The 24,401-nt window shown below is 32.2% G+C and carries 27 protein-coding genes; all 27 read right to left on the bottom strand.

Going from position 1 to position 24,401, the window contains the following annotated elements:
- Window positions 1-5 precede the first annotated feature (5 nt).
- The 27 genes from spoIIAB to THEXY_RS06075 all read right to left on the bottom strand — a co-directional run bounded on the left by spoIIAB (window position 6) and on the right by THEXY_RS06075 (window position 24,387).
- A complete protein-coding gene (spoIIAB, locus tag THEXY_RS06205) occupies window positions 6-437 on the bottom strand; it encodes an anti-sigma F factor (RefSeq protein ID WP_013787983.1) in 432 nt (143 codons plus the stop codon).
- Window positions 438-782 (bottom strand): anti-sigma F factor antagonist, encoded by a 345-nt coding sequence (gene spoIIAA, locus THEXY_RS06200; RefSeq protein ID WP_013787982.1) that lies wholly within the window; start codon window positions 780-782, stop codon window positions 438-440. It lies immediately after the preceding gene.
- Window positions 783-879: 97 nt separating this feature from the next.
- Window positions 880-2,034 (bottom strand): D-alanyl-D-alanine carboxypeptidase family protein, encoded by a 1,155-nt coding sequence (locus THEXY_RS06195; protein ID WP_013787981.1) that lies wholly within the window; start codon window positions 2,032-2,034, stop codon window positions 880-882.
- A gap of 57 nt (window positions 2,035-2,091) precedes the next feature.
- Window positions 2,092-2,958 (bottom strand): site-specific tyrosine recombinase, encoded by an 867-nt coding sequence (locus THEXY_RS06190; protein ID WP_013787980.1) that lies wholly within the window; start codon window positions 2,956-2,958, stop codon window positions 2,092-2,094.
- Window positions 2,959-3,024: 66 nt separating this feature from the next.
- Window positions 3,025-3,651, bottom strand: a complete 627-nt coding sequence (gene spoIIM / locus THEXY_RS06185; RefSeq protein ID WP_013787979.1) for a stage II sporulation protein M — start codon at window positions 3,649-3,651, stop codon at window positions 3,025-3,027.
- Window positions 3,652-3,721: 70 nt separating this feature from the next.
- Window positions 3,722-4,888, bottom strand: coding sequence for an endonuclease Q family protein (locus THEXY_RS06180; protein ID WP_013787978.1), 1,167 nt, complete (start codon window positions 4,886-4,888; stop codon window positions 3,722-3,724).
- Between the two features lie 13 nt (window positions 4,889-4,901).
- Window positions 4,902-5,426, bottom strand: coding sequence for an NUDIX hydrolase (locus THEXY_RS06175; RefSeq protein ID WP_013787977.1), 525 nt, complete (start codon window positions 5,424-5,426; stop codon window positions 4,902-4,904).
- A gap of 172 nt (window positions 5,427-5,598) precedes the next feature.
- Complete coding sequence (locus THEXY_RS06170; RefSeq protein ID WP_013787976.1) at window positions 5,599-6,675, bottom strand: DUF3866 family protein; 1,077 nt, start codon at window positions 6,673-6,675, stop codon at window positions 5,599-5,601.
- A 2-nt stretch (window positions 6,676-6,677) separates the two neighbouring features.
- Window positions 6,678-7,475, bottom strand: a complete 798-nt coding sequence (locus tag THEXY_RS06165; protein ID WP_041592080.1) for an MraY family glycosyltransferase — start codon at window positions 7,473-7,475, stop codon at window positions 6,678-6,680.
- A gap of 16 nt (window positions 7,476-7,491) precedes the next feature.
- Entirely contained in the window at window positions 7,492-8,166 is a 675-nt protein-coding gene (locus THEXY_RS06160; RefSeq protein ID WP_013787974.1) for a glycosyltransferase family 2 protein, read from the bottom strand.
- Window positions 8,166-9,092 carry a copper transporter gene (locus tag THEXY_RS06155; protein ID WP_013787973.1) on the bottom strand — a complete coding sequence of 309 codons (927 nt, stop codon included), beginning with the start codon at window positions 9,090-9,092 and terminating at the stop codon, window positions 8,166-8,168. The genes THEXY_RS06160 and THEXY_RS06155 overlap by 1 nt, the downstream gene beginning before the upstream one ends.
- Before the next feature lie 10 nt (window positions 9,093-9,102).
- Window positions 9,103-10,224 carry a putative cytokinetic ring protein SteA gene (gene steA / locus THEXY_RS06150; RefSeq protein ID WP_013787972.1) on the bottom strand — a complete coding sequence of 374 codons (1,122 nt, stop codon included), beginning with the start codon at window positions 10,222-10,224 and terminating at the stop codon, window positions 9,103-9,105.
- Between the two features lie 92 nt (window positions 10,225-10,316).
- Window positions 10,317-11,099 (bottom strand): sporulation transcription factor Spo0A, encoded by a 783-nt coding sequence (spo0A, locus tag THEXY_RS06145; protein ID WP_013787971.1) that lies wholly within the window; start codon window positions 11,097-11,099, stop codon window positions 10,317-10,319.
- A 112-nt stretch (window positions 11,100-11,211) separates the two neighbouring features.
- Window positions 11,212-12,522: a SpoIVB peptidase gene (gene spoIVB, locus THEXY_RS06140; protein ID WP_013787970.1), complete on the bottom strand. Its 1,311-nt coding sequence runs from the start codon at window positions 12,520-12,522 to the stop codon at window positions 11,212-11,214.
- A gap of 149 nt (window positions 12,523-12,671) precedes the next feature.
- On the bottom strand, window positions 12,672-14,378 hold the full coding sequence (gene recN, locus THEXY_RS06135) for a DNA repair protein RecN (RefSeq protein WP_013787969.1): 1,707 nt from the start codon (window positions 14,376-14,378) through the stop codon (window positions 12,672-12,674).
- 22 nt (window positions 14,379-14,400) lie between these two features.
- On the bottom strand, window positions 14,401-14,853 hold the full coding sequence (locus THEXY_RS06130; RefSeq protein WP_083815355.1) for an arginine repressor: 453 nt from the start codon (window positions 14,851-14,853) through the stop codon (window positions 14,401-14,403).
- 15 nt (window positions 14,854-14,868) lie between these two features.
- Window positions 14,869-15,732, bottom strand: coding sequence for an NAD(+)/NADH kinase (locus tag THEXY_RS06125; protein ID WP_013787967.1), 864 nt, complete (start codon window positions 15,730-15,732; stop codon window positions 14,869-14,871).
- Window positions 15,733-15,780: 48 nt separating this feature from the next.
- The gene (locus THEXY_RS06120) at window positions 15,781-16,605 is read right to left on the bottom strand and encodes a TlyA family RNA methyltransferase (protein WP_013787966.1); all 825 of its coding nucleotides are present in this window, start codon (window positions 16,603-16,605) and stop codon (window positions 15,781-15,783) included.
- Window positions 16,602-18,455, bottom strand: coding sequence for a 1-deoxy-D-xylulose-5-phosphate synthase (dxs, locus tag THEXY_RS06115; protein WP_013787965.1), 1,854 nt, complete (start codon window positions 18,453-18,455; stop codon window positions 16,602-16,604). The genes THEXY_RS06120 and dxs overlap by 4 nt, the downstream gene beginning before the upstream one ends.
- A 16-nt stretch (window positions 18,456-18,471) precedes the next feature.
- The gene (locus THEXY_RS06110; protein ID WP_013787964.1) at window positions 18,472-19,050 is read right to left on the bottom strand and encodes a hypothetical protein; all 579 of its coding nucleotides are present in this window, start codon (window positions 19,048-19,050) and stop codon (window positions 18,472-18,474) included.
- Between the two features lie 727 nt (window positions 19,051-19,777).
- Entirely contained in the window at window positions 19,778-20,659 is an 882-nt protein-coding gene (locus THEXY_RS06105; protein ID WP_013787963.1) for a polyprenyl synthetase family protein, read from the bottom strand.
- Window positions 20,652-20,882 (bottom strand): exodeoxyribonuclease VII small subunit, encoded by a 231-nt coding sequence (gene xseB / locus THEXY_RS06100; protein ID WP_013787962.1) that lies wholly within the window; start codon window positions 20,880-20,882, stop codon window positions 20,652-20,654. The genes THEXY_RS06105 and xseB overlap by 8 nt, the downstream gene beginning before the upstream one ends.
- Complete coding sequence (gene xseA / locus THEXY_RS06095) at window positions 20,860-22,083, bottom strand: exodeoxyribonuclease VII large subunit (RefSeq protein ID WP_013787961.1); 1,224 nt, start codon at window positions 22,081-22,083, stop codon at window positions 20,860-20,862. The genes xseB and xseA overlap by 23 nt, the downstream gene beginning before the upstream one ends.
- The gene (locus THEXY_RS06090) at window positions 22,049-22,897 is read right to left on the bottom strand and encodes a bifunctional 5,10-methylenetetrahydrofolate dehydrogenase/5,10-methenyltetrahydrofolate cyclohydrolase (RefSeq protein ID WP_013787960.1); all 849 of its coding nucleotides are present in this window, start codon (window positions 22,895-22,897) and stop codon (window positions 22,049-22,051) included. The genes xseA and THEXY_RS06090 overlap by 35 nt, the downstream gene beginning before the upstream one ends.
- Window positions 22,887-23,306, bottom strand: a complete 420-nt coding sequence (gene nusB, locus THEXY_RS06085) for a transcription antitermination factor NusB (protein WP_013787959.1) — start codon at window positions 23,304-23,306, stop codon at window positions 22,887-22,889. The genes THEXY_RS06090 and nusB overlap by 11 nt, the downstream gene beginning before the upstream one ends.
- 69 nt (window positions 23,307-23,375) lie before the next feature.
- Window positions 23,376-23,771 carry an Asp23/Gls24 family envelope stress response protein gene (locus THEXY_RS06080; RefSeq protein ID WP_013787958.1) on the bottom strand — a complete coding sequence of 132 codons (396 nt, stop codon included), beginning with the start codon at window positions 23,769-23,771 and terminating at the stop codon, window positions 23,376-23,378.
- 58 nt (window positions 23,772-23,829) lie between these two features.
- Window positions 23,830-24,387 carry a SpoIIIAH-like family protein gene (locus THEXY_RS06075; RefSeq protein ID WP_013787957.1) on the bottom strand — a complete coding sequence of 186 codons (558 nt, stop codon included), beginning with the start codon at window positions 24,385-24,387 and terminating at the stop codon, window positions 23,830-23,832.
- Between the last annotated feature and the right edge of the window lie 14 nt (window positions 24,388-24,401).

The raw sequence follows: 24,401 nt of genomic DNA, 5'->3' as shown, positions 1-24,401 counted from the left end.
GCACCTCATTTACCTGAATTGATGTATTTGGTCATTCTAACCTTAGTACCTTTTCCTTTTTCAGATTCAACAACCAATTCATCCATAAAAGTCTGCATAACAGTAAAGCCCATTCCTGATCTATCTTCATCAGGTTTTGTAGTATATAAAGGTTCCATCGCTTTTTCAATGTCCTCTATTCCAACACCATTGTCAATAACTTCGACTGTTAACTTGTTCCCTTCTATCTCTGCTTTTAACATTATATAATCAATTTTACCTTCATAACCGTGAATTATAGAATTTGTAACAGCTTCAGATACTGCTGTCTTGATATCTGCTATTTCCTCTACAGTTGGATCTAATTGAGCTGCAAAAGCAGCAATAACGGTCCGTGCAAAAGACTCATTTTGAGACTTGCTTAAAAATTTCAATTCCATTTTATTTGAATAACTCATTTATATCCCCCTTTGCATGTTTTTAATGGCTTCTTCTATTGTATCATAGCAATTTATTATCCTTAAAATTCCTGACAACTCAATGACTTTTAAAAGTTGAGAATTAGCACCTACAATTGCCAATTTACCATCATTATCTTTAGCCATTTTATACCTTCCAAGAATCATTCCAATGCCGGAACTATCCATAAAATTCAATTTTTCAAAATCCAAAATAATATTTTTAAATCCTTTCTGGTATTCCGTATTTATAGCATCTTTAAAAAGATCCGATGTATGATGATCCAATTCCCCTTTTATCTTTACTATTAAGGTGTCATTTTTTTCTACAAATTTTATTCCCATATTCATCCCTCCATAATATATTATTCTACATCATAGCTCAATTTCCTCCTTATTTGTAATTTTTTTCTATAAAAATTTTTAAAAAAATACTAAAAGCTTATAAGCTTTTAGTATTTTTTACCCACGATTTATAGATTTTTTCAAAAGTATTTATTAAATTTGTTCTTTTAACACTTTTATCAGCTATTAACGATACTGTCTTTATAAGATTATTTCCGTCGTATATTTTCACTGTTCCTATTTCTGAACCTGCTTTCACAGGTGCATCAACATATTTATTTAAGCTTACTATTTGCTTTATATTCTTAGATTCACCTTTTTTCAATAAAATATATTCATCATTTTGGGAAATAGCATTTACGTAATCTTGTTGGCCTTTTAAAACTTTTATATTACCATATACTTTGCCTGCTTCAACAACTTTTTTTGTTTCAAAATTAGCAAAACCATAATCTAATAATTTTGAAGCTTCTTTGAAACGAGTAGCGGAATCTGGTGCTCCGAATACCACTGCTATAAACCTTGTATCGCCTCTTTTGGCAGTCGCAGATAAACAGTACAATGCTTCTGAAGTAGATCCTGTTTTTATTCCATCTGCGCCTTGATAATTCCAGAGAAGCTTATTAGTATTAGCCAAGCTGAATTTACCATTTCTAACAGAATCAATTTTATCAGTTAAATATTTAAATACATTTTTATGTTTAACAAGTTCTCTGGATATTAGCGCCATATCATAAACCGAGGTATAGTGTCCATCTTCAGGTAACCCCGAAGCATTCTTAAAATTTGTATTTTTGGCACCTAGTTCTTTGGCTCTTTTGTTCATTTCTTCTACAAATTTTTCTTCACTACCTGAAATATATTCAGCCAACGCGACTGAAGCATCATTTGCAGAATTCATTGCGACAGATTTCAACAGATCATCTACAGTCATTTCTTCGCCAACCTCTAAATAAATTTGTGTACCACCCATATCATAAGCATGTTCGCTTGTCACAACTTTGTCAGTAGTCTTAATTTTACCAGAATCCAATGCTTCAATAACTAAAAGCATGGTCATTACTTTCGTAACACTGGCAGGAGGTAGCTCTTCATGGCTATTTTTTTCATATAGAACTTTACCTGTATTAGCGTCCATAAGAATTGCAGATTTTGACTTGAGATTAAAATTATCAGCATATGCAAAATTTTCTAATAGCACTGAACATATAAGCACAAATATCAATGTAAATAATAATGTTTTTTTCAACATTTTATCCCTCCTCTTAAAATTATTTTTTCTAATGGAGGGATTATTATTCCTAAATTTTTAAGCTCTTGGATGCGATCTTTTGTACACTTCTTTTATTTTCGATTTTGAAATTAATGAAATCAAATCACCTTGATTAAAAGATTTGTATCCAAGAATTTCCTGTACACTTCTTATATCAGCTCCATTTTCCAACATGTGCTTTGCAAAAGATTTTCTCAATATACTTGGTGTTATGTCAAATCCTGGATTTACTATATTAGTGTATTCTTTAATGATTTTCCAACATCCCTGGCGAGTTAACGGTTCACCTCTCAAATTTAAAAACAGGAATTCATCCTGATCTATTTTTCTTCTTACAGAGATGTAGTTTTGAAGCGCATTTAAAGCTGAATCCCCAATTGGTATAAATCTTTCTTTTGAGCTTTTGCAATAAATATAACCATAATTGAGATTGACGTCTTTTATATGCAGAGATATCAGCTCTGACACTTTGAGGCCGGTTGCATACAAGACCTCCAATATCGCTTTATCTCTCAATCCTTTTTCACTATTCTCAAATTCATGAGATAAAAGCTTGTCAACCTGTTCCACTGATAATGTTAGAGGAACCTTTTTCTCTATTTTTGGTGCATCTAAAGTATACGCTGGTTCTTTATCAATAAACTTGTTCATAAATAAGTATTGATAAAAAGATTTTATGGATGATAAATGACGAGAAATAGTTGATTGTGACATATTTTTATGTTTTAAAAAATTTAAATAGCTAATAATTGTTATTTTATTAACATCATAATATTCGATATTGTTTTCCTTTAAGTACCCTATAAACTGCGTTATATCTCTTTTATAAGATTCAACCGTATTATCGCTTAGCTTTTTCTCATTTTTCAAAAAGTCAATAAAAGCTTGTACAATGCTTCCCATCTGCATTACCCCTATTATTTTAGTTATATCTTTATATTCAACATATTTTTTATTTTTCCTTCTTGCTTATTGTATAATATTTTTTAAAAAATAAAGTATTTTAGGTGTAAGATATGCTTCAAATACCCCGCTAAGTATCATCAGCGAAAATGCAAAATAAACCAATAAAGTATATGTTACAAATTGAGAAAATAAATCATTAATATTGAATCTTCGGTTTTTTAATATATACATCGAAAAATTGATAGCCGTTGCTGAAATAAAAAATAATGAAATTAAAGCAAGAATATTCTGAGGCAATATAGCAACCAACGTAAAGAGAATTCCTTTGTATTTCAATTGGTTTATCAGAAAACCAACTGAAAAACCTAATAAAAATCCTCTTATGCCAATAACAATAAATATAAATGGAATTCCAATAATTGTTGCTCCAAGAAGCCACAATACAAACGTCGTTTCAAAATTATTTAAAACAGATTGTTTAAATATTTCAATTGGAACTATTTTCATCTGGCTAATTATTACGTAAAAATTTTTAATGTATTTCATCATATTTTCTTTTTGTACATCATTTAATGTATTTATTGTAAAAGAACCAGATGCTATACCAATCATAAATGACATTAAAATTATTATATATAATATCGAATTGTCTCGAATGTGTTTAGATGTCTTTTCTTTTAAATATTTCAAGGCAACGTCCTCCTCCTGCGCCTCAAATTATATTTTAATTTATGCCATGGAGAAAGACATTATGACTGCCTCAAATTATTTTCCCGTAGATACCGCCGCCTCCTGTTTCAATTTTTAGATTGCCATATCTTGCATCTAAAATATTTTTTGCTATTTTTTCGCCAACTGAATTTTTTAATTGTTCAAAAGGCGCTTCATGTGTGACGTATATTTCGCTTCCAACTTCTCTCATAAGCTTCCTAATTGTTTTTGGACCGATGCCAGGCAAAAATTCCAATGGAATCTGATATACATATTCAGCTCTAAATGGCGGGTGTAGCATCTCTTGATCTTTTATCTCATATATTCTGTCTAAAACCCCAAATACTATGTTCTTGCTATTGCAATAAGCACACTTATGCGCTGGCGGATCTACATTAGCAACTTTATTGCAATCAAGACAAAATGTTCTATGATATTTGCCTAATGCAGGATTTAGTCCATAATTTCTTATGACTCCTTTCATGGATTTTAATGCAGCTTTTAAGCTTGTAAAATCAGGTTTAGGCAAATCAAATACGTTAAATTCTCTACCAATTTTTTGTAGCGAATGAGCATCAGAATTGCTTAAAAAAGTTTTGCCTCTTAATTCACTTATCATATCTGCCAAAAAAGTATCAGAGCTTAATCCAAGTTCTACCGCATTGACATTTTCAAAATATTCATTAAATATATAATTTAACCTATCTGCAGTATTTCCATAATAACTTTTATATGGCGTAAATATGTGAGCAGGTACAACAAATCCATCTAAGTCTTCTACAATCTTCAATATTTCCACGCTATTTAAGCTGCATCTTTGTGTACTTAAATTTACATTATTAACATGTTTAGATAAGGCTTCAGAAAACTTCCTCATGGATTTTATATCTTTCAAAAAACACAATAAGTGTGGTGAACCGCGCAATTCACCACCCACCTCTATCTCACTTACTAACAGCAATAATACCTTTTGCTTAAATAAAATTCCTCCACCTTCAAGTTCTTCATACAATCCATATTCAGTTTTAAGCAGTTGCTCTATTTCATCTAAAATTTCTGGAGCAGCACAATCAACAATTCCTACAATATCTATGCCTTTCTCAATACATTTATTTAATATATTTTCGACTGTTAGATTTGGTGAAGCGGTGATCTTAACAGGTCTGCCATTCCTCGTCCTTCCTATGTGAACGTGTAAATCTACATTATAGTACATCTTAAACCCCTTTTCACCTTATATAATACAATAACGCAATAAGTGTTTTTGCATCTTCAATCAATCCTTTTTGCATCATATCCCTTATCTCATCGACTGTATACTCATGAACGTTCAAAAATTCATCTGGATCTGTATTTGATGTGCCTTTTTCTAAATCGTCCGCAAAAAATAAATGTAAAATTTCTGTAGAAAAACCAGGAGATGGATAAAATGTAAACAAGTGTTTAAGCTCTTTCGCTATATACCCTGTTTCCTCCATTAGCTCTCTTTTTGCACACTCTATAGGCTCCTCTCCCACATTTAATTTTCCTGCAGGTATCTCCAATAGCATCTTCTCTGCAGGTTTTCTGTACTGTTCAACCATGACTATTTTTCCGCTTTTGTTTATTGCTAATATTGAAACACCACCATTGTGTTCAACAATTTCTCTTGTTGTTATCTTTCCGTTTGGCAAAACAACATCATCTACTCTCAAGTTTATTATCTTGCCAGAAAATATGATATTTGAATTCTTTGTTACTTCGGTTAGCTCCATTTTATACAATCCTTTCTGATTAGTATATTTTTTACTTAACTTGCATAAGATAACATCAAAGGAGATGAGTATAATGATTATATACGAAAACAAAATTTATTTTAAGGGTAAATTTTGTGAACTCTTAAAGCTTTTAAATGAACTTTCTTCTAAGTACAAAACGTTTTATGAGTTAATCAACAATCAAAAGATCCGAACAATAAACTGCTGCAGCAATACAAGCATCAAAAAATTCGCTTTCTTCATCAAGTCCTCTTCCCATAGTAGTGAATTTAATATCTTTTACATTGTGCAATAGCTTTCTATATTTTTCAACATCAACAAAGTATTTATTCATTTTATCAAATGCGTTATTTCCCAATTGCTTTTTGAGAAGCATCTCTTTCTCATGTTTCAGTTTTGGGACTACAATAGTGCATGTACTATTTACAAGTTCTGCTACTGTAACAGTATGATGGCTTATACCGTTGTGTCTTTCTCTTGCATCATTAAAACTAATTCTAGGTATCAATATAGGATTGCCCTTTATTTTGTTTATTGCATCTATAATTGAAGCTTGATCTATGCCTGAAAATCCGTATTTTGTTCCTGTCCCAACTATGCCTGGTCCCATAGCCACAATTGCGATATCGCTTTTGGCTACTTCCTTTGCACATATCAATGCCGAATAAATATTAACAGACTCAAAATCCCCTCCAAAAGCATGTCCAATAGTAATTGTGGTATCGATAAAATTATTCTCTTTTAGATAATGGACAGTATTGCTGAAAGATATAGGAAGACAAGCAGAATCAGTCATTATATATGAAATTTTAACCGATGGTTTTAATTTCTTTAGCATTATTGCAGTAGGAGCCAACATGCTGTGGAGTTCAGCTACTATCACAGGCATGCTGTTCAACCCTTTAAAATTATTAAAAATATCATGGTATGGACTATCTAGTTCTTCTACCGAAAGCACATTAATTTGCATAGGAGAATAGCGCATTTTCATTATATGCCCTATGTTCTTATATTCAAATGAATCATATCTTGTATTCAATATGACAAAGTCATATCCACCCGTACCCAATTGCAAGTTTTTAGCCGTTTGATTTACATAAACCACATCATCCACGTTTATTATACCTGTAATTTTATTATAATTTACCGCCTTTGAAACAATTCCTTCTATGTCAATTTCTACAAAGCATATATCGGCCTTTTCTGATATAATCTTTTTTACAATCCCTTTTTTAATTGAAATCACAACTAATCACGTCCTCTGCCAATCATGTCTAAATAATTCAAAAACTTATTTTTTTCTATTATTTTAGACAATGAATATTTTTCAGTAATAATATGAATTAAAATTAAAAATGCCAAAATAATTAACTTTATATTAAAATTAAACAACAAAACACTTGATATTCCTAACGTAAGACCAAGAATATTAGAACCAGTATCACCTAACATAATTTTTGCTTTTAAATCCAGTGGCACAAAAGCAATTACAGCACCCAAAACAATCAGTAAGATTAAAAAGTTTCCAGTACCTGCTAACAAGAAAATTATGGCTATAAAAAAGAACGCTTTGCAAGCTCTTCCAGGTCTTAAATCAAGCAAATTCAAAAAATTAGTAAATAAAGATATCAATATTGTGTTGACTATTATATCAACTAATCTATTGCTGATATTTATGCTTATATAAAACGATACTATAACGCCTATTACCGCTTTTAAACCTCCTGTTGTCAATTTCATGTTCAGAAGTGATTTAATATGACCTTTTAATCCTCTGACACTTCTATCACCTAATATATCATCGATTAAACCTACATAAGACATCAATATAATGGAAACCAAAAAAATCGGTGTCATTTCATCAGAAATCCCAAGAAACTTGGAAACAATCGCTGCAATAAAAATAGTTGGAACAAAAGCTATTCCACCACATACTGGAATCAAAACATTTTTATAATTAGGCTTTAGGCACACATCTTTGTCTAATATCTGAATTATAAATTTTTGAATTACTATCATCAACAAAAAAGATATGATAAAAATCATTAATGATGACACTTTATCACCGGTCCTTAAATATCGCTTTTATTAATAAAACTTTAAGTATATCCAAAAACTGTCTACCTCTATGAATAAAACCTTTAATATCTCTTAATGTAACAGAGTGAGTCATATCAACATCTACTTCTTTAATCTTATATCCTAAATTAAATATGTCGATTGTCATACCAACTTCTATACCATAACCACCATAAATTTTTTTTATTTTGTCAAGCACTTCCTTTTTAAAAACCCTTTGACCAGAGAGTGTAGAATCAAAATCATGACCAGTAAGCAGTTTTACACCGTATTTTGCTAATTTCTTTACAAGTCCAAAACCTGATTTAACATTGACTTTAGGAAATCTGGCTACAGTAACATCGGCATCATTATTTAAAACAGGTTTTATTAATTTAATTACCTCTCGAGAAGTCAAACCTACATCTGCGTCAATAAAAGCAATAACATCATTTTTAACGTATTTCAAGCCTTCTTTTAAGGCTCTTCCTTTACCAGAATTATTTTTTAGGTTCACCAATTTTGCTCCTGCTTTTTTAGCTTTATCTGCTGTGTCATCTGTAGAGCCATCATTTATAACAATGATCTCATCAATTTCCTCTATATTCTCCATTCCCTTTATTGTATCAACGATTCTCTTGCCTTCATTGTATGCCGGTATCAAAACACTTACAGCCATCATTTCACCTCGTTTGAATTTGCCTTATTTTGATTTTGATTCTGTTGGTATTCTATAAAGGAATCGGGCATAATCGCTGTATCTCCAGCTTTTATTCCATAATTGCCATCTTTGCCTTGCATCACCATTATCAATGAAGTTTGTCCTATAATCGTATCTATGTTATCAACGGTTGACAAGTGTTGTTTTCTATACGCATCCATATAAGAATACTTCACATCGCTTTGTTCAACTCCGACAATCGGCACATTTAAAATTTTCGATTGCCTTATTATTGGGATATCTACTATATTTAAATTGTTATTTTTAAGATTGCTGCCACCTGCTAAAACGATAAAATCTGTATTTCCAGGTGTACCAGTAAAATCAATGTACCCCTTATCTTTTAAATAAGTTATCAATTCTCCATCTTGCCCAGTAACAAGAACTTCAGTCAGTTTCTCAGATAAAGATTCGATGAGATGGTTGCTGTCAATATTGCCGTATTTAGACAAATTAGTTATTAAATCATCTTTCTCTGACTGATCTAAATTATTCAAATCATCTTTAAATATTGTAACAGATGATATTGTTGCACCTGCTTTCATCAAAGCATTTCTTAAACCTGGATAGATAAAATCATTGTTTGTTTCAATTATTGCAACTTTTACACCATTTAAGCGTCCTTTTACAAGCTCAGGAAAAACAATTTTCCCGTATTGGTTCATATAGTCAAGTTGCTTATTTAAACTTTGTACATTGTCCTTTAAATTAGAATTTTCAGTTTGGATATCTTTAAATTTTTGCTCTAGCTGATTTATGATTGTTTCTTGCTGTTCAGAAAAAACTTTTTGTCCATCCAGCATGAAGCCTATAAATATGCCAATTCCCAATGCCATAAAAATTGCTGCTATCGTCAATACATAATATCTAATATTTACGTTCATAGATCTCCTCCTAAAATCCTATTAAAAGCCTTATCCTTAGCTGCAAAAGTTTTAAAAGCTGTTGCATAGGTGGTGAAAAATAAGCTATTACACTAAGTGGAACCATTGCAGCAAATATAATACTAAAAACATATGAAAGCCTAAAATTTTCTCTGTATAGTTTGTTAACCCCTTTAGCATCAATAAGCTTAGATCCAATCTTTAATCTTACTAGAAATGTGCTAGACATTCCCTTCCTTCCTTTTTCCAAAAAATCGATCATACTGGAATGAGTGCCAACAGCCACTATTAAATCTGCGCCTTTTTCATATGCTAAAAGCATAGCAATGTCTTCACTTGTTCCTGGCGCTTTAAATATATGTGCATCAAGTCCTAATGATTTAACTCTCTCTAACCCAGGCGACTTGCCATTTGGATAGGCATGAACTACTATCTCCTTTGCTTTTTTCAAAGCCTTATCGCTTACGCTATCCATGTCTCCAATTATAATATCAGGTGTTAAGCCAAATTCAAGTATTGCATCTGCACCACCATCTACTCCTATCAATATAGGCTTTACATCTGTTATATACTGCCTAATAGTATATAAGTCTTCCTTATAGTCTTTTCCTCTTACAACAACCAATGCTTGTCTATCTTTAAACTTTGTCTTCACATCAGGTATTTCAATATCACCCAAAATAAATGACTTTTCTTTTTTAGCATATTCAAGCGTATTCTCAATGAATTTATCCAACTCTACTTCCAGATTTTCCTTACATTCTTCCATTTTGTAATTAATAACATCGTGTGTAAGCAATTTTCCTCTTTTTATCAATTTGCCATCTTTATATATTTCATTATCGATTATAGTAATCTTATCATTCTCTTTAAGCAATTCAAATATATCTTCGCCAACTTCATCTATAATAGGGATACCAGCTTTATCAATAATAGATGGGCCTAAGTTAGGATATCTACCGCTTATCGATTTATTAGCATTTATCACAGCCAAAATCTTCTTTTCTATCAAAGATTCGGCACCAATCTCATCGATATCAACATGATCTATCACAGCGATTTCTCCGGGGCCTATGCGCTTTGCAAGATTTTTCGTCCTTTTGTCCATTTTAACTGTACCAGTAATTTGCATGGTAAAACCTCCATACATCTTTTCTTTGTTTATTATAGCACAATTTTCTACAAGGTAAAACAAAAAATACGGTGAGCTATTCACCGCATTTTTTAATTCGCCTTTAAACTTAATCTTAACTTGTCAGCAATAAGCGCGATAAACTCTGAATTGGTAGGTTTCCCCTTTTCATCGTTAATTGTATAGCCAAATAGATCATTTAAAACATCGACTTTACCTCTGCTCCACGCAACTTCAATCGCATGTCTTATAGCCCTTTCCACTCTACTGGGAGTAGTCTCATATTTTTCAGCTATCTTTGGATACAAAAGCTTCGTTACAGAATTCAAGTATTCAATATTGCTTATTACTAATGTTATAGCATCTCTTAAATACAAATATCCTTTTATATGCGCAGGTATTCCTACATCATGAATAACCTGTGTTATAAGAGTTTCTAAGTCGACAGATTTTTTGTCTCCGATTATAGGCATGACAGCCTTTGACACCACATCAGTCTGATACTCCATTATCTCTGTTATTCTCTTAGAAAGCAATTCTAAATCAAATGGTTTTAGAATGTAATAATCTGCACCAAGGTTTATTGCTCTTTGTGTAATTTTTTCCTGACCTACTGCCGATAAAATGATTATTTTAGGTCTTTTTTTCTTTAGTTCATTAACTTTTTCTAAAACCCCAATGCCATCCAAATATGGCATTATGATATCCAAGATTAAAAGATCTAAATCATTATCTTGAATAAGTTTAACTGCTTGATTGCCATCATTTGCAACACCTACAATTTCGATATTTTCTTTTGATGACAGGTAGTCAACCATTATACCGACAAATTCCTTATTATCATCACAAATTCCTAATTTAATTTTCTTTAACAACAAACGCCCCTCCTTATGCCATTTTATAAAAAATAAATCTACTTTATAATATTCTACATAAAATTAGAATTTCCTTCTTTTAACAATAAAAAATTAGGGAAAAATGTAATCCCTAATTCTTAAACACATTTTCATCATGGTGTAAATTTTCCATTTCATTTATCATCCATTCAGCATATACTGCATATCCTTTAGTTGGGTCATTGACAAAAACATGCGTCACAGCGCCTATAAGCTTGCCATTTTGTATAATTGGACTTCCACTCATTCCTTGGACAATACCACCTGTTTTATCTAGCAATTCTTTATCGACAATTTTTATTATCATCCCTTTTTGATTTGGATTCTTTTGTTCCACTTTCTTTATTATCTGAATATCAAATTCCTTTACTCCCGTATTGTCTATTGTTGTAAGGATTTTTGCTGGTCCTTCAACAACTTGTGATTGATAACCTATCGGTATTGATTTTAAACTTATATCACTTGGATTAATTATCTTTCCATATATGCCATACTCCGTATTTTTTTCAATATCACCTATTGTGTCAACTTCCTCTAAAAAAATACCTCTAAGCTCTCCTGGACTGCTTCTTTTTCCTTTACTTACAGATGTTATTTTAGATTTCATTATTTGTCCGTTGTTAACTGATAGAACATCTCCTGTATCTATATCGGTAATCGCATGTCCTAAAGCAGCATAATACTTTTTATCTTCAGTATAAAACGTCAATGTTCCAATACCTGCCGTATGATCTCTTACCCATAATCCCAGCTTGTATTTTTGATCATCTTTAGCCAAGACCGGATGTAACTTTGAATATACTATATTACCTTTTCTGCTTATTTTAAGTGTTACCATTGTATCTTTTTGCTTATTTATAATATCTGTTATATCATCAGCAGAGTTAATCTTTATATTATTAACTTCAAGAATTATATCACCTATTTGTATTTTCCCCTCTCTGTATGGACTGTAAATTTTATCATCTGTTCCTATTATATCAGAATATCCAACTACAAGGGCTCCTTTTGTGTTAAGCTTAACTCCAATTGAATCGCCACCAGGAATTACCTTTATTGTTGGTATCACATCAACATAAATACTTTTTATTGGAAATATCCCAAATAACCTGAAATTTATATTCACTTTACCACGGTTTAGCGTTTCAACAGAAAATGGTTTATCAAGATTTAAAATATTATTGCCGCCTTCATCATTATCTATTTTTACAATGCCTTGTCTATCTGTATAAAAGCCTACTTTAAGTGGTAAATTAAAATTAAATTTTACTTTTTCTCCTTCGAAAAATTTATAATAATTGGGAGTCTGGTAAACACTCTTAATTGCAGGTGTATAATTTATATATATTATTAAAGCGGATAAAAATGCAAAAATTAAATATTTAATCTTATTGCGATTCAATTTAATCACTCCCTCAAATAAATTTGCTATGATTAAATTAACCCTTTAGAATGATTTATATACTGTCAATAAAAAGTTAGATTTCTAAGTCAAGTAATGACTTTTTTTCTAATGGCAAAATAAAAAAATACGGCTTTGAACCGTATCTTTTAAATTAATTTTTTTTTGTAATTTTCTGCTAAATCAATTAGCTCCTTCGAATGATTGTAAGTAGTGTTTGTAACAACAGAACCACTGATTATTCTCGATAATTCTTTTATTTTCCCTTCATAATCTAATTTTTCAATTTTTATGTAAGTTTTGTCTTTGTCAAATTCCTTTGAAATTTTAAAATGTGAATCAGCCATAGATGTTATTTGAGGGAGATGTGTCACACATATAACCTGACGATTTCTTGAAATCAAAGCTATTTTCTGCGCCACAGCTTGGGCTGCTTTGCCGCTTATTCCTGTATCTACTTCATCAAATATTAATGTAGATATGCCATCAAAGTCGGCCAAAATTGTCTTTAAAGCCAACATAATCCTCGATAGCTCACCACCAGAAGCTATTTTATCAAGTGGCTTTAAAGGTTCACCGATATTAGTTGATATTAAAAACTCCACTTCATCCATGCCATTCTCATTTGGCATATCTCTTTTTCTAATATCGACTTTAAAAATTGTATTAGGCATATTTAACTCACTTAATACGTCGCTTATTTTCTTTTCAAGAAAATCTGCTACATTTTTTCTCCTTTTATGTATTTCATCAGAAATCGCTTTAATTTTCTGCATGATTTCTTCTTTTTCTTTGTTTATCTTATATATTTCTTCTTCTGCATTTAATAATTTTGTAAGTTCACTATTTTTTTCTTCTTTATATCTAATTATTTCTTCAATCGTTCTACCGTATTTTCTTTTTAAATTTCCCAGTATGTCCAACCTTTTTTCAATTTCATTTAACTCGTTTGCATCAAAATTAATATTCTCAACATAATCTCTGATTTGAATAGAACAATCATCTAATGTATATAAAGCACTTTGAATCATTTCTTTTAATTTTTCAAGCCTTTTGTCTATTTTATACGAGGCATCCAGATTTTTTAATACAGTGCTGAGATTATCTAAAATCGATGTATTATCATTAATACCTTTATAAAGCAAGTTGTAGCATTCATTCATAGAATTAAATAATTTCTCTGAATTGATTAATATGTTTCGCCTTTCAAGTAAATTTTCTTCTTCTCCTTTTTTTATTTTTGCAGATTCTATTTCATTTATCTGATACTTAAGAAGATCTATTTTTGACATCTTTTCTTTGTCATCTGAATAAAATTCCTTTAGCCTTTTATTAAGAATGTTGTATTCACTTAATAAATCCCTTAACGTGCCTTTTAAATCAAAAAAATTCTTATCTTGAAAATTATCTAAAATTGACAAATGCTTACTGCTATCTAACAGAAATTGATGCTCGTGTTGGCCTAATATGTCAACCAAATACGTTCCCAATTTGCTTAAAAAAGATAAAGGAACTATTCTACCATTAACTCTGCAGTAGTTTCTTCCGTTTTCTGTTATATCTCTGCTAATAACCAATGTATCATCATCCTCGTATTCAATGCCTGCTTCATCTAAAATCTTATGTATAACATCAGTATTTGAATCTACCAAAAAAACACCTTCAACTGTAGCCTTTTGAGCACCATTCCGGATAATGTCTTTGTTTGCTCTCCCACCCAGCAAAAGCATCATTGAATCTATAACTATAGATTTACCAGCACCTGTCTCTCCAGTAAGAATGTTTAAGCCATCGTCAAAATCAATCTCAGCCTCATCGATTAAAGCTATATTTTTTATGTTCAATGTAAGGATCATCGTAATCCCCCTTAAAAAACATTCATTTAATCAATTCATTAATTCTGTCTATAATTTCTTTGACGGCATCTTCCGATCTCACAAGCATAAATATAGTATTATCTCCTGCAAGAGTTCCTACTACCTCATTCCAATTTAATGTATCCAAAGCTTCTGCAGCAGCAGGTGCAGTTCCAGAAAGTGTTTTAATTACTATAGTATTTCCAGCATAATCTATTCCTACTATTCCAGAAAGAAGCGCAACTAACTTGTCAGTTACTTTAGTATCTTGACTTTTCATTGGCGCATATTTGTATTTTTTGCCGTCTGCACTCAATACTTTTATAAGCCTTAACTCTTTTATATCCCTGGATACTGTAGCTTGTGTGACTTTTATGCCTTCTTTTTGAAGGGCATCTGCCAATTCTTCCTGTGTTTCAATTTCATTTTTACTTATTATTTCAAGAATCTTTGCATGTCTTGCTAACTTCATTATCAATAACACTCCTCATTAAATGTTAAAATTCCTCTCTGATAATTTGCTGCGCAATAGGTCAAAAAAGTTCATACTCTTTAAGCGTATCAAATTGGTATACCTATTGCTTTTTTTTACATAAATTGTATCACCACTGTTCAGTTTGTATCCTTGTTGTCCGTCTGTTGTTACCATTACATCTTGATTTTCACCTACTATAACAAGCTTTACTTTATCTTTTTCTGATACTATGATAGACCTTGAATGCAGTGTATGAGGACATATAGGTGTTATTACAAATAATTCCAGATTAGGGTACACTATCGGTCCACCTGCTGACAAAGAATATGCTGTTGAACCTGTAGGGCTAGATATAATTATCCCATCAGCCAGGTATGTATTAACGTACTGTTCATTCACAAATACTTTTAGTTTAACCATTCTGGAAAAAGAGCCCCTTGTTACCACAATGTCATTTAAAGCTATAAGATTAACTGCCTCCATATTTTCTTTGATTATGCTTGCTTCTAACATCATCCTTTTGTCTATGAAAAATTCATTGTTGACAATCTTTTCTACTGCTTCAACTACATCTTCGGCATCAACTTCCGCTAAAAAACCTAAGTGTCCCAAATTTACGCCAAGGATAGGTGTAGAAAAAGATGCACATTGTCTGGCAACGTTTAAAATTGTCCCATCTCCCCCTAATGCCACAATAAAATCACTTTTTTCAAAAATCTCTGTTCCGCTTTTGCCATATTCAGAAAAGCCAATTTTCTGCGCAACGACCTCGTTTAGTATTGGTTTATATCCATGCTGGATGATCCACTCCACTAAACTTCTCGTAGTCCTTAAATTTTTGTCCTTATGAATATTCGGTATGACACAAATATTTTTCATTTAATCACCACATAATTAATATCATAATTCTTAATTCTACGAAACTTTTTATTTTCCTTCTTTATTCTGCTTTTTATTTTCATTAAGAGTATTGTGAGACAGCTCTACTAATCCTTCTACATCAAGATCAGAGTCCACATCTTTTCCGTTTTTTGCATAAATCAAATACTCTATATTACCTTCTGGTCCTTTTATAGGTGAGAAAGTAATACCTTTTACACTAAATGATAGATCTTTTAAAACATCTATTGTTTTATTTATGACTTCTACATGGACACTTTTATCTCTTACAACCCCATTTTTCCCAACTTTCTCTCTTCCAGCTTCAAATTGTGGTTTTATAAGCGACACTAATTCTCCACCATTTTTTAGAAATTTTTTTACAGATGGTATAACTATCCCAAGCGATATAAATGATACATCTATTGTAATTATATCGATAATATCCGGTAAATTATCAAGATAGCGAATATTTGTTCTTTCCATGTTTATAACTCTCTCATCATTTCTTAAGTTCCAATCAAGCTGACCATATCCAACATCTATAGCATAAACTTTTTTTGCTCCATTTTTTAGAAGGCAATCTGTAAATCCACCAGTTGACGCGCCCACATCCATTGCTATTTTGTCTTTTACATCAATATCAAAGTATTTAATTGCCTTTTCAAGTTTTAAACCACCCCGACTTACGTAAGGATTATTTTTCGCTTTTATTTCTAAGCTCGAATTAACACTAATAATATCGCCAGCTTTATTTATTTTCTTTCCATCCGCAAAAACTTCCCCTGCCATAATAGACGCTTTAGCTTTTTCTCTCGATGTGAAAAAACCTTTTTGTACCAATAATAAATCCGCTCTTTCTTTCTCTTTCATGACATCACCAATTCTATTATTTTTTCTGCCACAGAATCGCTATCCAATCCATATTTTTTAAACAGACTTTCTACATCGCCATGTTCTATAAATTTATCAGGAAAGCCGAATCTATAGAACTTCTTGTATATATTGTTTTCATTTAATAACTCCAATATTGCACTTCCAACGCCACCTATAAGTACATTGTCTTCCATTGTAAATATGTAATCAACTTTTTTCGAAATTGTTATAATGGTATTTATATCTAAAGGCTTAGCAAACCTTAAATTCACTATATAAGGGTTTATGGAATTATTTTTAAGCCTTAAAGACGCACTTAATGCAATTTTCACCATCTTGCCGAGAGCAAAAATCGCTATGTTAGAGCCAACATTAATGACTTCAGCTTCCCCCAATGTAAAATTAGGTTCTTTATTAACATCGTAATTTTCAACTTTTCCCTTTGGGTATCTTATTGCACAAGGTCCTTTTATCAAGGTGGATAATTTTGTCATTTTAACCAATTCATCTGCATCTTTAGGAGCCATAACTGTCATGTTTGGTATCATTCTCAAGTACGAAATATCAAATACACCTTGGTGTGTTTCACCATCTTCTCCCACAAGGCCAGCTCTATCTACTGCTAAGACTACTGGAAGATTTTGAATACATATATCGTGTATTACTTGGTCAAATGCTCTTTGCAAAAAAGTCGAATACACTGCAAAATAAGGCTTATACCCATTTACTGCCATGCCAGCAGCAAAAGTCGCAGCATGTTGCTCTGCAATGCCTACATCATAAAATCTATTTGGGAACTTTTCAGCAAAGTAATTTAATCCTGTCCCATCCGGCATTGCAGCAGTTATTGCAACTATCTTCTTATTATTTTCAGCCAAATGAGTCAATGTTTTTCCAAATACATCTGAATACGTGTCAGTTCTTTTCTTAAATTCTCCTGTTCCTATATCAAAAATTCCAGCAGAATGAAATTTATCAGGATTATCTTCTGCAAATACATATCCCTTTCCCTTTTTCGTTATCACGTGAATCAAAATAGGCCCATTCATTTTTTTAGCTCTTTTTAATACATCAATTAAGGAATCCAGATCATGACCGTCAATTGGTCCTAAATATGTAAACCCCATTTCCTCAAAAAACATCCCAGGCACAATCAATTGTTTGATGGAATCCTTTATTTTTTCGATTGACTTATGGATGCTTTTCCCAATAGGTGGTATTATGTTTAAGATATTCTCTAAATCTTTTTTTAACTTAAAATAGCTTGGATCCGTTCTTAACCTGCTTAAATAAAGTGAAAGACTTCCAACATTTTGCGATATAGACATCTCATTATGATTTAATATTACTATGAGATTTGTCTTAGATCTGCCCGCATCATTTAAAGCCTCAAACGCCATTCCACCAGTAAGTGCTCCATCACCTATCACAGAAATTACTGAATATTTTTCATTATTCAGATCTCTTGCCTTTGCAATCCCCAATGCAGCAGATATAGATGTACTGCTATGGCCTGTTTCAAAAATATCATGTTCACTCTCATTTCTTTTAGGAAAACCCGACAACCCACCAAATTTTCTTAATGTATCAAAAAGCTCTCGTCTTCCTGTTAAGATCTTATGCACATAGCTTTGATGTCCCACATCCCAGACGATCTTATCCTTAGGTGATTCAAACACATAGTGAAGAGCAATCGTCAATTCAACTACGCCAAGGTTTGACGCTAAATGTCCACCTGTCTTAGAAATATGGCTTATTAAAAAGCTGCGTATTTCACTTGAAAGCTCTTCTAATTCAGCTAAACTGCATTTTTTTATATCATTAGGTGCAGAAATTTTTTCGAGCACAGTGCCCACTCACTTTCTATTTTCTATTTTTTTTAGAATTGGATGGAAAAAATTCTATACCTGTATTTTTTTCAAACCAAGCCAAAAGTATGCCAACAGAGAAAATAATCGATTGACTTTTATACATTCCTAAATTTTTCCCTAAAGATTTACCACCAATTGTAACTGCTGATAGTATCCCTCCAAAAACTGTCGCATAAATAGTGCTTTTAGTGCTGGAAATTGATAACTTAGCAATTATACTACTTAATGCAGCACCAGATACTATTCCACTTATATCACCGATTATGTCGTTGCAAATATTTGTAACAATATTCGCATTTCGTATCAATTTAATCGATTGCTTAGCTCCAAAAACCTTATTTGAAGCCATAGAATGAAAAGGTTCTTCAGATCCTGTTGCAACAGCTATGCCAATTATATCCGATAAAACTCCTATCAATACTATAACTAACAATACAAAAAAAGCAATTATTATATTGCTTTTTTTTAACAAAACATCCGATGAAAAATTCAAAATCACTGCAAAAATAAAGCTAAAAATAAAAGCGTTTATAGTCCACTTGTAATTTATGTTAAACTTCTTAGATTTCATTAATAAAATCCTCCTATGTACTTGAAGTGGTAGCATATTGAGTAAATTTTGTGGCTTAGGTCCAGCAGGGTTTCCCCTTCAGGCACCAACTGTCGCCATTTGGCGGTTTCCCTTTAAGCCTGAATCTACTTTGTCGCCAAAAGTATGACTGGATTACCACTTAGTCCACACTGTAATCCTCAATATGCCTCCTTCGAGCAGCCTAGGAGCTTTCCTCGACGGTTTGTTAATTCCTATCCTCTTTTGCAACTAAGGTTTCATCAGCAATAGCTTTAACTTAAGAGCTCATTAAGTTAAAGTTCAGTCTGATATCCACCTTAATCACTCAAGGCAGGCTACACTACCCACAGCTTTATTACCGCATGGTAGGTTCACCCTATGCCGTAGCACATTATACCACGGAAATAGGTCTCCACGAAAAGGGGGTCAAGGCCCACATGCCATTGCAGGTTGCCCCTCTTTTCTTAACTCCCAGCACAAGCCCTCGATTGGGCATCAAAAGCCAGCACCAGGAACTTCATCGATATGCCTTTAACGGATTTTTAGGCCCGTCTTCGGAATTAACAATACCGACTAGGATACTGCACCACTTCATGTCGATATTGATTATAACATTTTTATCTATCTGTATCAAATATAATAATTGTTCAAGTTTTTCTGCTAAGAGCAAAATGTATCGTATAAAAACACGCTGTACATATCAATTTAATTTATGCTGTCTTATGCTTTAACTATCTCTCTCTGCCATGTATTTGGTAAGACTTTTTAGAAATTCACCTTTGTTTCCAAAATCGTTTAATATGCTAATTGCTTTTTCAGTCAACTCATTTACAAGTTCTACAGAGCGTTGTAGTCCCAATACACTTACAAACGTTGATTTTCCATTCGCTATATCACTTCCAATATCTTTCCCAAGTTTTGCTTCATCTCCTTGGACATCTAATATATCATCTTTTACCTGAAATGCAAATCCTAAATATTCTGCATAACTGCTCAATTTTTTTAAAGTAGCAGCATCTGCACCACCTATTATCGCTCCTGCTAAAATTGAAGCTTTTATTAAAGCACCTGTTTTATGGTCATGCATGAATTTCAAATCATATTCGCCAATTTCTTTGTTTTCTGACAGTAAGTCTACAACTTGCCCTGCTATCATTCCGCGGCACCCTGCCGCACGAGCGATTTCGTCAGCAGCCTTTAAAATATTTTGACTTTTATTTGAGTTCAATGCTTGTTGAATTAAAACTTCAAACCCATAATTTAGTAAAGCATCACCAGCAAGAATAGCAATCGCTTCACCATAGACTTTGTGATTTGTAGGTTTTCCACGCCTTAAATCATCATTGTCCATTGCTGGCAAATCATCGTGAATTAGCGAATAAGTATGTATAAATTCTATTGCACACGCAACTGGCAGTGCATCTTCTTTATTTCCACCAACTAATTCGCAAGCAGATATACAAAGTACAGGTCGAAGCCTTTTGCCACCAGCAAAAACACTGTACTTCATAGCTTCAAACAAGACTTCTGGCCTATCTGTTAATGATAAAAATTCATTTAACCCTTTATTAATATATTCTATCTTTTCTCTAAGAATGTCATCAAACATCTTTGTCCTCCTCAAAATTAAATGGTATTTCTTCATTTTCGTTAATAAGCATCGTTATTTTACCTTCAATATCGTTTAGCGCTTTATTCAATTTTTGAGATAATTCAAGACCTTCTTTGAATAGTTTAAAAGATTCTTCTAAAGGCAGATTGCCATCCTCTAATTTTTTTACAATATCATCTAACTTGTCCATACTTTTTTCAAAGTCCATATTTTCGCTCATATCTCATCACCTCATTAACAGTACAAAGTGCTTCACCATCTTCAAACAAAAGGTATATTTTATCATCTGCTGAAATATCATTAGCCTTTGTGACTAAATTGTTTTTGTCTTTATCCATCGTCATCGTGTATCCACGCTTTAAGACATTTAGTGGACTCAAAGTATTTAACTTCTCTATAAGATTTACATATTGAAGTTTTTTGTCTCTTAATATTTTATAAATGCTGTCCTCCATAATTCTATTTAAGGTGTCTAAGCGTTCTTTCATCTGTCGATTTTTGATAATTGGGTTTTTGCCTATTAGAAGCTTCTTTAGATTATCGAGGCGATGCCTCTTTTTATCAATTATTGACAACATATAGCGATATAAACTTCTTCTATAGTTTTTAATTTTTTCGTTGTAAAAATTAACATCAGTCACCGCCAATTCTGCCGCTGCAGATGGTGTTGGTGCTCTCAAATCTGCAACAAAGTCAGATATCGTAAAATCAGTTTCATGCCCCACAGCAGATATTACGGGTATTCTGGAGTTATAAATGGCTCTCGCTACTATTTCATCATTAAATGGGTAGAGATCTTCAAATGACCCACCGCCTCTACCTAAAATAATTAAATCAATATCACTTCTTTTGTTGACCTTTATAATGGCATCTACAATTTCTGACGAAGCTTTATTCCCCTGAACTAATATTGGAACCATCATGATATCTATCGACGGCTTTCTTCTTCTTAAAATATTTATAATATCGTGAACAGCCGCACCTGAAGGTGATGTAATCACCGCAACTTTTTTAGGATTTTTAGGAAGATTCTTTTTCTTATCTAAATCAAATAAACCTTCACTTTTAAGTTTTTGCTTCAATCTCTCAAAAGATAAAAAAAGAGAACCTAATCCTTCAACTTCAATATTAAAAACATGCAATTGAAACGAACTGCTTTTCTCATAAACGTAAACTTTACCTGTTACAATTACAGACATTCCATTTTTTACTTCTACATTTATGTTATCAATATAATCTTCAAAAACAACACATTTTAAAGAGGAATACTCATCAACTAATGTAAAATACAGTGCTTGTCCTCTAAAATGCAAATTCGATATTTCGCCTTTTACCATTACATGTTTTAATATTATATCACCTGCAACTATATTTTTTAAATAATCATTAACTTGTTTTACCGTTAGAGTTTTTAATAACATTTTTATATGCCTCCAATGTATTTGACAAAACAATGGATGTGGTCACAGGGCCAACTCCGCCAGGAACCGGTGTTATATAGCTGCATAAACTCTCTACACTTTGAAAATCACAGTCGCCGTAAATCTCGCCATTGTACTCATTTATTCCAGCATCAATCACTATAGTTCCTTTTTTTACCATCTGGCCACCTACAAGATTTCTCCTCCCTACTGCTAATACTAATACATCCGCCGTTTTAGTATACTCCTCTAAATTCAATGTTTTTGAATGGCATTGAGTAACCGTCATGTCAAGATCCAGCATCAATTTGGCAACCGGTTTTCCCAATATATTGCTTCTTCCAACGACAACAGCATGTTTTCCGGTGTACTCAACATCCAAACTTTTCAAAATCGTCAGGATAGCATAAGGTGTGCATGGCAAATAAAGAGGATTACCCGAAAATAAGCGTCCCATGTTGTATGTCGATATGCAATCTACATCTTTTATAGGATTAATAAGATCGTAAATTCTTTGTGCATCATACGATTTTGGAAGAGGCATTTCTATCATTATACCATGAATGCTATCATCTGTATTTAACTCATCTAATTTCTTTAAAAATTTATCTTCTTCATCATTGGTAAAGAAATACGTATAAGCATCAATACCTACATTTGCACAAGCTTTAATTTTAGTATTCGCGTATATCAATGAAGCTTCATCATTTCCAGCAACGAGAATCGCAAGTTTTGGATGGTAATTTTTTTCAAATATTTCAGACTTTACTTTTTCTCTTATTGATTTCGCAATATTTCTGCCATCAATCACCATTTGCATCACCGCCAATAATATCCCTTACTAAATTTCCCAAAATTCCGTTTATAAAAGCCGGCGATTTCTCAGTGCTGTACTTCTTAGCAATTTCCACTGCTTCATTAATAGAAACACTGCTTGGTATATCAGTAGAATACAGTATTTCATAGAAACTGCACCGCATTATTGCTAAATCAATTTTTGCTATTCTATTAATATCCCAATTTTTAAGATATTTTTTAATTTTTTCATCAATATTATCAACATTTTTAATTACTCCAAAAAACGTATTTTCTATATAGTCTTTCTCATCCTCTGGATCATTGTCTTCAAGGAATTTATCGAAAATTTTTTGTGGCTCCAACTTCGATATATCGTATTGATATAATAGTTTTACTAACCATTCTCGAGCTTGCGTTCTGTTCACATTTTTCAACTCCTCTAATCGTAATTTTACCCATTAAAATTAACCCTCTACATTAAGAGGGTTTAAATATCATTTATTTTCTTTTGGAGGCTCTTTGGATTTTTGTTCTTTTTCCATGTTTACTCCTTGAATATGTATGTTTACTTCTACAACTTTAAGTCCTGTCATTGTTTCTATTGCCTTCTTAACATTTTCTTGAACATTCCAAGCTATTTCAGGTATTCTAACACCATAGTCAACTACGATGTACAAATCAATGGCCGCTTCTTTTTCACCAACTTGTACCTTCACACCTTTTGACAAATTCTTTCGTCCTAACATTTCAGTTATTCCATTGACAACTCCACCGCTCATTCCTGCAACACCAGGAACTTCTGTAGCAGCTAACCCAGCTATAACAGCAACAACATCATCTGATATTTTAATCGTTCCAAATTCAAGTTCTTGGCTTATATTTTCTTCCATAATAACACTTCCTTTCAATAGATATTATATCAGACAATCAAATATTTTACAATTATGACTAATTCATTCTATTCATTATTTTTATGTTGTCAAGAGGAAAACCTGTTTGTTGAGATACAACATCTTGTATTTTTGCAACTTCCTGTGCCGATAATTTATCAGCTTGCACTATCACATTTGCAGTATTGTTGTCAATCAAAACTATGGCGTCTTGAAATCCCTTTGCTTTGATCAAATTCTCTAATATCAATTCCTTCTGATTCGTCTCTGTCAACTTGATAATCTGTTTTTGAGCTTCATCCCGCGTTTCCTGGCTTGTATTCTTGTTATTTACTATCTCTTGTAAAGCTTCTAAACTACGGCTTCTGTTAATATCCCTGTCCTGCCTATATGAAGCAAACAATCCATTAGATAATGTTGTTGCTGCTTCAGACTGATCATTTGTAGATGAAGAATTAGAAACCTTGCTATTATCCATCAATTGTGAATTTAAGCTATTTTTGCTTGAAGTATTTTTATTAATTCCGTTTTGATAATTATAATTGATTACAAAAGCTATCGCTATAAGCAAGACCAATGATGCTATTGCTATAGATTTTTTCTTTAAATACATCATAATAAACCCTCCTA

The organism is Thermoanaerobacterium xylanolyticum LX-11 (assembly GCF_000189775.2).
Classification (GTDB): domain Bacteria; phylum Bacillota; class Thermoanaerobacteria; order Thermoanaerobacterales; family Thermoanaerobacteraceae; genus Thermoanaerobacterium; species Thermoanaerobacterium thermosulfurigenes.
The sequence above is the reverse complement of the archived record's forward strand: the minus strand, read 5'-3'. Positions and strand labels throughout refer to the sequence as shown.